General features: G+C 44.4%; 10 protein-coding genes and 1 pseudogene. 7 read left to right on the top strand and 4 right to left on the bottom strand.

The window, feature by feature from the left end; translation table 11 throughout:
- Window positions 1-149: 149 nt before the first annotated feature.
- Window positions 150-644, bottom strand: coding sequence for a DUF2118 family protein (locus PWP39_RS08675; RefSeq protein WP_011012342.1), 495 nt, complete (start codon window positions 642-644; stop codon window positions 150-152).
- 174 nt (window positions 645-818) lie between these two features.
- On the opposite strand from PWP39_RS08675, the gene for reads away from it, so the two are divergent.
- The 3 genes from for (at window position 819) to PWP39_RS08660 (ending at window position 4,592) form a co-directional block, all read left to right on the top strand.
- Window positions 819-2,678, top strand: a complete 1,860-nt coding sequence (gene for / locus PWP39_RS08670) for a tungsten-containing formaldehyde ferredoxin oxidoreductase (protein ID WP_014835355.1) — start codon at window positions 819-821, stop codon at window positions 2,676-2,678.
- Between the two features lie 82 nt (window positions 2,679-2,760).
- Window positions 2,761-4,128, top strand: coding sequence for a serine--tRNA ligase (serS, locus tag PWP39_RS08665; RefSeq protein WP_288073471.1), 1,368 nt, complete (start codon window positions 2,761-2,763; stop codon window positions 4,126-4,128).
- On the top strand, window positions 4,125-4,592 hold the full coding sequence (locus PWP39_RS08660) for a type II toxin-antitoxin system VapC family toxin (RefSeq protein WP_011012346.1): 468 nt from the start codon (window positions 4,125-4,127) through the stop codon (window positions 4,590-4,592). The genes serS and PWP39_RS08660 overlap by 4 nt, the downstream gene beginning before the upstream one ends.
- Here the strand turns inward: PWP39_RS08660 and PWP39_RS08655 are convergent.
- The 3 genes from PWP39_RS08655 to bgaS are packed head-to-tail and all read right to left on the bottom strand — an operon-like array spanning window position 4,589 to window position 6,822.
- A complete protein-coding gene (locus tag PWP39_RS08655) occupies window positions 4,589-5,059 on the bottom strand; it encodes a type II toxin-antitoxin system VapC family toxin (protein ID WP_288073470.1) in 471 nt (156 codons plus the stop codon). The genes PWP39_RS08660 and PWP39_RS08655 overlap by 4 nt on opposite strands.
- A complete protein-coding gene (locus PWP39_RS08650) occupies window positions 5,056-5,286 on the bottom strand; it encodes a DUF7557 family protein (RefSeq protein WP_011012348.1) in 231 nt (76 codons plus the stop codon). The genes PWP39_RS08655 and PWP39_RS08650 overlap by 4 nt, the downstream gene beginning before the upstream one ends.
- A gap of 3 nt (window positions 5,287-5,289) precedes the next feature.
- The gene (gene bgaS / locus PWP39_RS08645) at window positions 5,290-6,822 is read right to left on the bottom strand and encodes a beta-galactosidase BgaS (RefSeq protein ID WP_011012349.1); all 1,533 of its coding nucleotides are present in this window, start codon (window positions 6,820-6,822) and stop codon (window positions 5,290-5,292) included.
- Window positions 6,823-6,993: 171 nt separating this feature from the next.
- Between bgaS and PWP39_RS08640 the strand changes: the two genes are divergently transcribed.
- The 4 genes and pseudogenes from PWP39_RS08640 to PWP39_RS08625 all read left to right on the top strand — a co-directional run.
- The gene (locus PWP39_RS08640) at window positions 6,994-8,862 is read left to right on the top strand and encodes an ABC transporter substrate-binding protein (RefSeq protein WP_288073469.1); all 1,869 of its coding nucleotides are present in this window, start codon (window positions 6,994-6,996) and stop codon (window positions 8,860-8,862) included.
- 70 nt (window positions 8,863-8,932) lie between these two features.
- A complete protein-coding gene (locus PWP39_RS08635) occupies window positions 8,933-9,919 on the top strand; it encodes an ABC transporter permease (protein WP_011012351.1) in 987 nt (328 codons plus the stop codon).
- A 4-nt stretch (window positions 9,920-9,923) separates the two neighbouring features.
- Window positions 9,924-10,856 (top strand): ABC transporter permease, encoded by a 933-nt coding sequence (locus PWP39_RS08630; protein ID WP_011012352.1) that lies wholly within the window; start codon window positions 9,924-9,926, stop codon window positions 10,854-10,856.
- A gap of 1 nt (window position 10,857) precedes the next feature.
- Window positions 10,858-10,989, top strand: a pseudogene (locus PWP39_RS08625) (ABC transporter ATP-binding protein); the annotation flags it as partial.

Genomic DNA, 10,989 nt, shown 5'->3' with positions numbered 1-10,989 from the left:
AAGTAAATAATGGTTTCAGTCCTCATTTCTCTCCCCTTTTCTGAAGAGGTATCAGAAACTTAAACCTAACGTCCCACTGCTTATCCTGACAGTGTCGGATAAAATTATAGAGCGCAATTAGAAGGACTCTTCACAACCTTGAATCAATTTCAAAACTCGGGGAGTATGTAGTAGATGTAATGAGGCCTATTGGTGAATTCATCTATATAAACCACAGTTCCTGGCTTTGGAGGCTTCAGGTAGTGTACTTCTCCCTTTCTAGTTGTTACAGCAGCAAAGGCATCCCCTTTCCTGACCCTATTTCCAACATCAGCTATCAGAGTCACTACGTAACCTTCCACTGGTAATAGCAGTAACTCGTCTCCCTTCTTTAGATAGATCTTTGTTCTTCTATCTGGGTAGACTATTATTGCATCTACCTTCATCCTGTGCTCATAGTGATCAACGTAGAAATGAAATCTGTCATAGATTTCCTTAGCTAGGAATTTCGCCTTGTCCACTTGAATGAACTCAGGGACTTCTTCCCCCTCTCTGAGTCTCACCTCAATGTTATCTTGTATTACTATACAATCGTGCTTTACTCTCCTTCCTTCCAGGCATTCTTCTTTTGGAACTTCAACATAGAGTTGAGGTGTTCTGCTCATTGCAATCCCCCCTTCTTTCTGAACATCACTACGTTTGATTACATAAATATCTTCGCCCCCAGGTTTTGAAGCTAGGGTTAAATGCTTATTCTTTTACTCTCTGAGGTTATTGAAAAAGAGTGCAACCAAAAATATTTATGAGAATTGTTGATGAATGTAAAGATGGTGGATTCTATGTATGGATGGTGGGGTAGGATTCTAAGGGTAAACCTAACAACTGGAGAAGTTAAGGTTCAGGAATACCCCGAAGAAGTTGCCAAGAAATTTATTGGAGGTAGAGGATTAGCCGCCTGGATTCTTTGGAATGAAGCTAGAGGTGTTGAGCCCCTTAGTCCAGAAAACAAGTTAATCTTTGCTGCTGGTCCCTTCAATGGCCTTCCAACCCCGAGCGGTGGAAAGCTTGTAGTTGCGGCTAAGAGTCCTCTAACTGGAGGTTATGGTGACGGCAACCTAGGAACAATGGCTTCTGTTCACTTGAGAAGGGCAGGTTATGATGCTCTCGTTGTTGAAGGTAAGGCAAAGAAGCCCGTCTACATTTATATCGAAGATGACAACGTTAGCATCCTTAGTGCTGAAGGTCTATGGGGTAAGACAACATTCGAGACCGAGAGAGAATTAAAGGAAATCCATGGCAAGAACGTCGGCGTTTTAACCATCGGACCAGCCGGAGAAAATTTAGTTAAATATGCTGTTGTTATCTCCCAGGAGGGAAGAGCTGCTGGAAGACCTGGAATGGGTGCTGTAATGGGAAGCAAGAAGTTAAAGGCCGTAGTAATAAGGGGAACCAAGGAGATACCAGTTGCAGACAAGGAAGAGTTAAAGAAGCTCAGCCAGGAGGCATATAATGAAATTCTAAACTCTCCAGGGTATCCATTCTGGAAGAGACAGGGGACCATGGCAGCTGTAGAGTGGTGTAATACTAACTATGCCCTCCCAACAAGGAACTTCAGCGATGGCTACTTCGAATTCGCTCGTTCAATAGATGGTTACACAATGGAGGGGATGAAGGTACAGCAGAGGGGCTGTCCCTACTGTAACATGCCGTGTGGAAATGTAGTGCTTGATGCAGAGGGCCAAGAGAGTGAGCTTGACTATGAAAATGTAGCCTTGCTGGGTTCAAACCTTGGAATAGGGAAGCTTAACGAGGTTTCAGTTCTCAACAGGATAGCTGACGAGATGGGTATGGACACGATAAGCCTCGGTGTTTCAATAGCCCACGTAATGGAGGCTGTGGAGAGAGGAATCCTCAAGGAAGGGCCAACATTTGGAGACTTCAAGGGAGCTAAGCAATTGGCCTTGGATATAGCTTACAGAAAAGGAGAGCTCGGCAACTTAGCTGCAGAGGGAGTTAAGGCTATGGCCGAGAAGCTTGGAACTCATGATTTCGCAATGCACGTTAAGGGATTAGAGGTTAGTGGTTACAACTGTTACATCTACCCAGCAATGGCATTAGCTTATGGAACGAGCGCAATCGGTGCACACCACAAGGAGGCATGGGTTATTGCATGGGAAATCGGTACTGCCCCAATTGAAGGAGAGAAGGCCGAGAAGGTGGAGTACAAGATAAGTTACGATCCAATAAAGGCCCAGAAAGTTGTTGAGTTGCAGAGGTTGAGAGGTGGGCTCTTCGAGATGCTTACGGCATGTAGGCTACCATGGGTTGAGGTTGGCCTAAGCCTAGACTACTATCCAAAGCTCCTCAAGGCAATAACTGGAGTCACCTACACCTGGGATGACCTTTACAAGGCAGCTGACAGGGTTTATTCCCTCATAAGAGCTTATTGGGTGAGAGAATTCAACGGCAAGTGGGATAGAAAGATGGATTACCCACCAAAGAGATGGTTCACAGAGGGACTGAAGAGTGGCCCGCACAAGGGAGAGCACCTCGATGAGAAGAAGTACGATGAGTTGCTCTCAGAGTACTACAGAATAAGGGGATGGGACGAGAGAGGAATTCCAAAGAAGGAAACTTTGAAAGAGCTTGACCTCGACTTCGTAATTCCTGAGCTGGAGAAGGTTACAAACCTTGAGTGATCCTCTTCTTTTCTCTTCTCTCTTCTTTTCCTCGAACAATAAATATTTTAATGGTTTTGCTTCATTAGGGTAAGGGGTAAAAATGCTCGACATAAATTTAATCAGAAATAATCCAGAGCTCGTCAAGAACGATCTCAAGAAAAGAGGAGAGCTAGGGAAGATTGCATGGATAGATGAGATACTGAGGCTGGATGAAGAGTGGAGAAAGAAGCTGAGGGAAATAAACAAGCTTAGGCACGAGAGAAATAAGATTGCAATAGAGATAGGGAAGAAAAAGAAGGCTGGGGAACCAGTGGAGGATCTTCTAACAAAAAGCAAGGAAATAGTTAGGAAAATAGAGGAATTAGAGAAGGAAGTTGAGGAGCTGAGAAATAGGATAGACTACTACCTATGGAGGCTTCCAAACATAACCCATCCAAGCGTTCCCGTTGGGAAGGATGAGAATGACAACGTCCCCATAAGGTTCTGGGGGAAGGCTAAGGTTTGGAAAGGACACTTAGAGAGCTTCCTTGAGCAGAGCCAAGGAAAGATGGAGTATGAAGTTCTAGAGTGGAGACCAAAACTTCACGTCGACCTTTTGGAGATCCTCGGTGGGGCTGACTTTGCTAGAGCAGCAAAGGTTAGCGGTTCTAGATTCTATTACCTCCTAAACGAAATAGTCATACTTGACTTGGCATTGATAAGGTTTGCTTTGGATAGGCTAATAGAGAAGGGCTTCACCCCAGTTATCCCTCCCTACATGGTTAGAAGATTTGTCGAAGAAGGGTCGACTACATTCGAGGACTTTGAAGATGTTATATACAAGGTTGAGGGAGAGGACCTCTACCTAATCCCAACGGCTGAGCATCCATTGGCCGGTATGCATGCAAATGAAATCCTCGATGGAAAAGATTTGCCCTTGTTATATGTAGCTTTCAGCCCGTGCTTTAGAAAAGAGGCAGGGACCGCCGGAAAGGATACCAAGGGAATCTTTAGGGTTCACCAGTTCCACAAGGTTGAGCAGTTCGTCTATTCTAGACCTGAAGAGAGCTGGGAGTGGCATGAAAGGCTAGTTAGGAACGCTGAAGAGCTCTTCCAAGAGCTTGAGATTCCCTACAGAGTAGTTAACATCTGTACTGGAGATCTGGGTTACGTAGCCGCAAAGAAGTACGACATAGAGGCTTGGATGCCTGGGCAGGGGAGGTTTAGAGAAGTTGTTTCGGCAAGCAACTGTACAGACTGGCAGGCTAGGAGGTTGAACATTAGGTTTAGAGATAGAACTGACGAAAAGCCCAGGTACGTGCACACTTTAAACTCCACTGCAATAGCAACTTCTAGAGCAATAGTGGCAATTCTAGAGAACCACCAGCAGGAGGATGGAACTGTAAAGATACCCAGGGCGCTCTGGAAGTACACTGGATTCAAGGAGATAGTCCCGGTTGAGAAGAAGGAAGGGTGCTGCAAGGCATGAAGCTTGTCCTTGACTCTTCTGTTTTTATTCAGGGTGTTGAGGTGGAAGGTTACACAACGCCAAGTGTTGTTGAGGAGATTAAAGATAGAGAATCCAAGTTATTCCTAGAATCTTTAATATCTGCAGGAAAGGTAAGGGTGATTGAACCTTCAAAGGAGGCTATAGAGAAGATAATCCAAGCGGCTAGAGAGACTGGAGAGTTGGAGGAGCTAAGTAAGGCCGATATAGAGGTTTTAGCCTTGGCGTATGAGTTAAAGGCAACCATCTTTACAGATGACTACAACGTCCAGAACATAGCCTCCCTCCTGGGACTCAAGTTTAGAACCCTTAAGAAGGGAATCACGAGGGTAATGAAGTGGAGGTATGTATGTATAGGTTGTGGAAGAAAATTCTCGACCCTTCCCCCTGGGGGAATATGTCCAGACTGTGGGAGTAGAGTGAAGCTTATTCCCAGGAGGCGCTAGATTATTTTCTCCCTCTTTGCCTCCTCTCTAGCTAAAACTTCAACTTCCTCTAGAAATTTCTCGTAATTGACACAATCTAGCCCATACTTCCTTAAGGGGGAGTACTTTTCAGCATTGCCATTAACAACAAGAAGGGACTTAGATGTTATTGCTGAAACGGCCGTGATTAAATCCTCCAAGGTAAAGAAGTATCCATCTTTAATTAGAGATGCATCTATCTCGGCAATCTCTCCAAGCAGTTCATCCGTCAAGTCCACAATTTTAACGATGTCCCTCAGCTTTTGGACTTCCTCTTTTGGATTCTTCCCCTTGAAGGCCTTTACCAAGAGATAAGCGTGAACGGTTGTAATTGGAAGGTAAATTTCGAACTCTGCAAGAACAAACTCTAAAAGCTCTTTATTTTGCTTTCTCGTAAGTTGAATAAAAGAAGGGGGGTCAAAGCTGATTTTTCGAGGCATTGGGTTCATTTCCTGCTTCCCTCCTCAACAAGCTTACTTCTATCCCTAATAACTGAAAGCACTAGTTCAGCCTCATCGTCTTCCAGTGAAATGCTTTCGGCCTTGGTCTCCAATTCTAAGGTATGCCACGCTTGTATTAGCTTTTTCAAGACTTCATCGTATGATTTTGCATCCAACCTAGCCTTGAGCTTTTTAATTGCCTCCCATGTTTCCTCATCAACTGCTATTGTCTTCATATTTCATCCCCTCAGCAATTCCTCTTCAATCTTTTTCGTAACACCATTATTGGCTACTATCTCTCTGAATATCGACACGCTCTTCTCCCTGGGAATTCTCTCCTTTGTAATTAGGTTGACTTCGTAGAGGCCAAAGCGCATTCTAAACCCGAGAGCCCACTCGAAGTTGTCAGTTAATGCCCAGTGGAAGTAGCCCTTAACTTCATACCCATCCTCAAAGGCCTTCTCTATCATCTTTATGTGGCTCGCTATGTAGTAAGGTCTTAGGATGTCCTTTGAATCCGCTATTCCGTTCTCCGTCACGTAAACTGGAACGCCGTACTTGTGAGCTTCAACTATTGAATCGTACATCCCCTCTGGATAGAGTTCCCATCCTATGTCGCTGACGGGTCTGTCATCCTTTGACAGAGTTCCAGGTCTGCAGGCATAGCCATATCCTTGAACTCCCTTAAAGGTGATCAGCGGGATTGAAGGAAACATTGGTTCCTGATACGTAACTACTTCCCTTGTGTAGTAATTAACCCCTATCCAGTCATTGCCCTTTAGATAGGGGGCATCTATAAACGTTTCACCGTCAAACTCTATATTAAGTTTTCCTTTGTGTATGGCCTCGAAGAACAGCCCTGAGTGGAAGAAGTTGTCGTTTTCTGCTGCCTTAACATCCTTGGAATCGTTCGGATCCTTGGGATAAGCAACTCCAATGTTGTTGTAAATTATACCAACTTCTGCAGGCTCTTTAGAATCCTTATCAGCTTTCTCAGTGTCAAACTTCTTTATCTGCCTATAAGCTAAAGCATGTGCATTTATCATGTGAAGTATCGCCAGCTTTGCGGCCTCTGGATTTAGAACCCCTGGAGGGAAGCCAGAGTAGGGGGCTAGGTAGCCAAGCTCAACAACCACCATAGGCTCATTAAACGTGCTCCACATATCCACTATATCTCCAAACTTATAGGCTATGTAAGCGGCATACTTTGCAAACTCTATAACTGTTCTTGGGTTAACCCAGCCGTTCCTCTTATTAGTTAACGCCCTCTCCCTAGCCTCAATGGGATCATGCAACCAATATGGAAGGGTGAAGTGATTTAGATTAACTATAACCTTAAACCCCTTGCTCCTCAGGCTGTTTATGACTGACCTATAGTAGGCCACCTCCCTCTTGTTGGCGATCTCATCTAACTCCTCCAAAGTGTCCTTGGTGATCTTTACATCTTCTATAAGGTTATATGATTCATTATAGCTATAATCAACATCAATAAATGTCGTTGGCCATGGGAATATTCTGCTCCACTCTATGCCTATTCTGTAAGCATTAAGACCCAGCTTTCTTGCAATCTCATGGTCCTTCTCATAAAGCTCGTAATTGTTAATCCCCTCCTCGGGAAGATCTCCACTAACGAGGCCTTTCTCTATATTTGTCTTATCCCTTACCCAGTGCCACCAATCAGTGTTAGTGTCAATATTCCTCCTGAGTTTATCCCCCATTTCAAACTGAAAACCCGATTGTGCCACACCCCAAAGGAACTTTTCAGGGAACATGATCCTCCCCCCTTATATTGTCAATAGTGAGTATCGTTATCATATCTTATAAGGCTTTCTAAATTTCTATAATTTGGCCCAATGATTATAAATATACAGCAAGATTTATAAGCATTGAGGATTTCATTATAATTGACAATGTGCTTTGTTGCATCCTTACGGGGTGATAGTATGAAGAGACTCGTTGGTGTACTAATTGGAGCGTTTGTAATATTTGGAGTTTTCGGCCAAGTAGTGGCCGCCCAGGAACAAGAACTTCCAAGGGAAGAAACACTATACGTTGGTGGTGGTCTCTGGAGCCAACCAAACAACTTCAATCCCCTTATCCCCTGGAGTGCCGTTACAGGAACCATTGGCTTGATTTACGAAACCTTGTTCAACTACGACCCATTAAACGATAAGCTAGAGCCCTGGCTTGCCGAGAGTGGAAGATGGGTTAGCGACAACGTATATGAGGTTAAACTTAGGGAAGGATTAACCTGGCATGATGGAAAGCCACTAACAGCTGAGGACGTTAAGTTCACCTTCGAGCTCCACAAGAAGTATCCTGGTCTAGCATATCACCAGATGTGGGAGTGGCTCCAAGAGGTTAAGGTTATAGATGACAGAACAATCCAGTTTGTATTTAGCACTCCCCACTATGAAGAGTGGAAGTATCTACTTTATCAAATAGCAATTGTTCCGAAGCACATCTGGCAGAACATTGATAACCCAGTTGAATTCGCCAACGTTGACAACCCAGTTGGTTCTGGTCCCTACAAGCTCTACAAGACAGACCAGATGAGGTTCATTCTCGTTAGGAACGACAACTGGTGGGGAATCAAGTACTTCGGCAAGCCCGCTCCAAAGTACATAGTCTACGTTATAGTCTACAGCAACAACTTGGCATTATCAATGCTCGTCAAGGGTGAGCTCGACTGGAGCAACTTCTTCATCCCGGGTGTCCCAGATGTCAAGGCTCAGTATGGAATAGTTACCTGGTACGATGAACCACCATACCACCTACCAGCAAACACGGCATTCCTATTCCTCAACACCCAAAAGCCACCACTTGACAACCCAGAGTTCAGAAGGGCCATAGCCTATGCAATAAACCCAGAGGAGATAGCTGCCAGAGCATCCCAAAACCAGATAACTCCAGCCGATCCCACAGGATTACTAATCCAGTATCCAGCATTCAAGAAGATATACAACAAGGAGGCCGTTGATAAGTACGGATTCAAGTATGATCCACAAAAGGCCATGGAGATACTCGACAAGCTAGGATTTAAGGATGTAAATGGTGATGGCTACAGAGAGTTCCCAGATGGAAAACCACTCAAGTTAACAATAATAGTCCCATTCGGATGGACCGACTGGATGGAGATGATCAGAGTAATAAGCGAGCAGTTGGCAATTGTTGGAATCAACGTCGAGCCCAAGTTCCCAGACTATTCAAAGTACTGGGATGACCTAACCAAGGGTAACTTCGACATGGCCATAAACAACTTCGGAAGCAACGTAGTTGCAACACCATGGCAATGGTTCAACTGGGTCCTCAACCAAGATGTCACTCCAATAGGAGAGAACTTCTACAACGGTAACTTCGGTAGATACAAGAATGAGAGAGTTGCAGAGCTCCTAGAGCTCATAAACGTTGAGAAGGATGAGAACAAGAAGCTTCAATACTACTACGAGCTACAGGAGATATTCCTCAAAGACTTGCCATACATACCAATAATCTACAACGGTGCATGGTTTGAGGCAAGCCCAGAGCACTGGACCAACTGGCCTACAGCAAAGAACCCATACGCATTCCCAATAAGCTGGAACGGATACTGGCAGATGGGTGGAGTGAAGGTGCTACTCAATATCAAGCCAGTAAAGGCAGCTACAGAAACAACAACTACAGAGGAGAAGACTGAAACGATAGTTCAGACTGTTACCGTTACTCCAACAGAGACGGCAACTTCATCAACAGAAACAGGAGGAATCTGTGGACCAGCAATATTAGTTGGTTTAGCCGTAGTCCCACTCCTCCTAAGGAGGAGAAGATCTTAACCTTCTAATTTATTTATTTTTTTGCAGAATTTTAAGAAAAAGTCAAGGAGGGAGAAAATTGGCCAGCGGAATGATGAACTACCTCAAGAGGAAGATAGTGATATACATTTTAACATTCATATTTGCCGTCACAATAGACTTTATAATTCCCAGGCTGATGCCTGGGGATCCAATAGCTGTGTTATTATCTAGATTCGCTACAATGCCCCAAGCAACTCAATACCTTCATGGGTATTTTATTGAGGCATTTGGATTAAATAAGCCTTTATGGGAACAATACATAACATTTTGGAAGGCCGTCCTTCACGGTGATTTAGGAATTAGTATATATTTCTACCCAAAACCCGTTGCTCAAATTATAAAGGAAGCTTTACCTTATGATTTAGCCTTACTTGTCCCCTCAATAGTTGCGAGCTGGATTGTTGGTAATTGGTTGGGAGCTTACGCTGGTAAAAATAGGAAGCTCGACTCTTATTTAATGCCCGTATTCTTCTTCCTCCAAGCATCACCTTACTTCTGGTTTGCAATTCTCTTAGCCTATATATTCTCAGTTAAGTTAGAATTGTTCCCGCTCTCAGGTGCCTACAGTTATGGAATAATCCCCTCACTCAGCTGGGCATTCATAAAGGACTACCTACACCACTGGGTGCTGCCATTCCTCAGCCTATTCCTAGTCCAACTTGGTGGATGGGCCATAGGTATGAGAAACATGATAATCTATGAGCTCGAGGCAGACTATGTGAGGTACCTAGAAGCTCTAGGATCGAGCGAAAGAACAGTCATGAGGCATGCATTCAAAAACGCAATGCTACCCCAGATAACAGGATTAGCACTCCAGCTCGGACTGATAGTTGCCGGTAACGTCACCGTTCAAGTTGTTTTCTCATACCCAGGAATAGGGTATATCCTCATGCAAGGAATACTCAACCAGGACTACTTCCTAATCCAGGGCTGCTTCCTTGTTATAATCCTAACGGTCCTAGCTGCCAACTTCATAATAGACATAATGTACGCCCTAATCGATCCAAGAATAAAGGCCGCCTACGTGGAGGGATGAAGAAATGCCAGTTGGAAAATCAAAGTTTGAAGTCCTCAAAATCGCGCTAAAAAACATAAAGTTTAAAGTTGGGCTTGGAATCGTCATATTCTTTGCCCTATTCGCGATCATCGGCCCATTATTAGTCCCCTTTGACAACATGGGCTATTACCCAATAAAGGTTGGGGATAGAGTGATACCAAAGCCAACAGAACCAGCCCTACCCCCTGGGAGCTTATCCAAAGTCTTCACCCCAAACGGAACAGTTGAGGTTAAGCACTACCTGGGAACTGACAGCTTCGGAAGGGACGTCTACGCTCAACTGACATATGGTTTGAGGTCTTCACTAATAGTAGGACTGCTCGCGGGCAGTATAGCTACGGCAATCGGTCTCCTAATAGGTTTCATAGCGGGATACAAGGGAGGGCTGGTGGATGAGATACTAATGATGATCACGAACATAATGCTTGTAATCCCAACAATGGCTCTACTGATCATAATCGCAGCCTACCTCCCCTACAGAGGTATAGGAATTGAGAGCGTTATTATCGGTCTAACAGCCTGGCCTTGGACTGCCAGAGCTGTTAGAGCTCAAACTTTGTCGCTGAAAAGGAGAGAGTTCGTTGATCTATCAAAGCTAAGCGGTCAAAGTGATCTACAGATAATCTTCGGAGAGATACTTCCGAACATGGTGTCTTACGTCTTCATGGTCTTCATACTTCAGTTCAGTGGAGCAATATTAGCTGCTGTAGGTCTTGACTTCCTTGGCCTTGGACCAACTAAGGGAATGTCCTTAGGAATAATGCTCCAGATGGCGGTGTTGTGGAATGCAATAAACCTCGGCTACTGGTGGTGGGCAATTCCCCCAGGATTGGTCATAGCCATCCTAATTACCGGGCTATATATGATCAATCTTGGTCTTGAGGAGGTGTTTAATCCGAGGTTGAGGAGGGAGTGAGATGCTTAAGGTTGAGAACCTCAAGATTTACTATTCAACCCCAATCGGATTTGTAAAAGCAGTTGATGGAGTAAGTTTCGAAGTCAAGAAGGGGGAAGTGTTTGGAATTGCTGGAGAGAGCGGTTGTGGGAAA

It is taken from the genome of Pyrococcus sp. (assembly GCF_030153625.1).
Lineage (GTDB): Archaea > Methanobacteriota_B > Thermococci > Thermococcales > Thermococcaceae > Pyrococcus > Pyrococcus furiosus.
The sequence above is the reverse complement of the archived record's forward strand: the minus strand, read 5'-3'. Positions and strand labels throughout refer to the sequence as shown.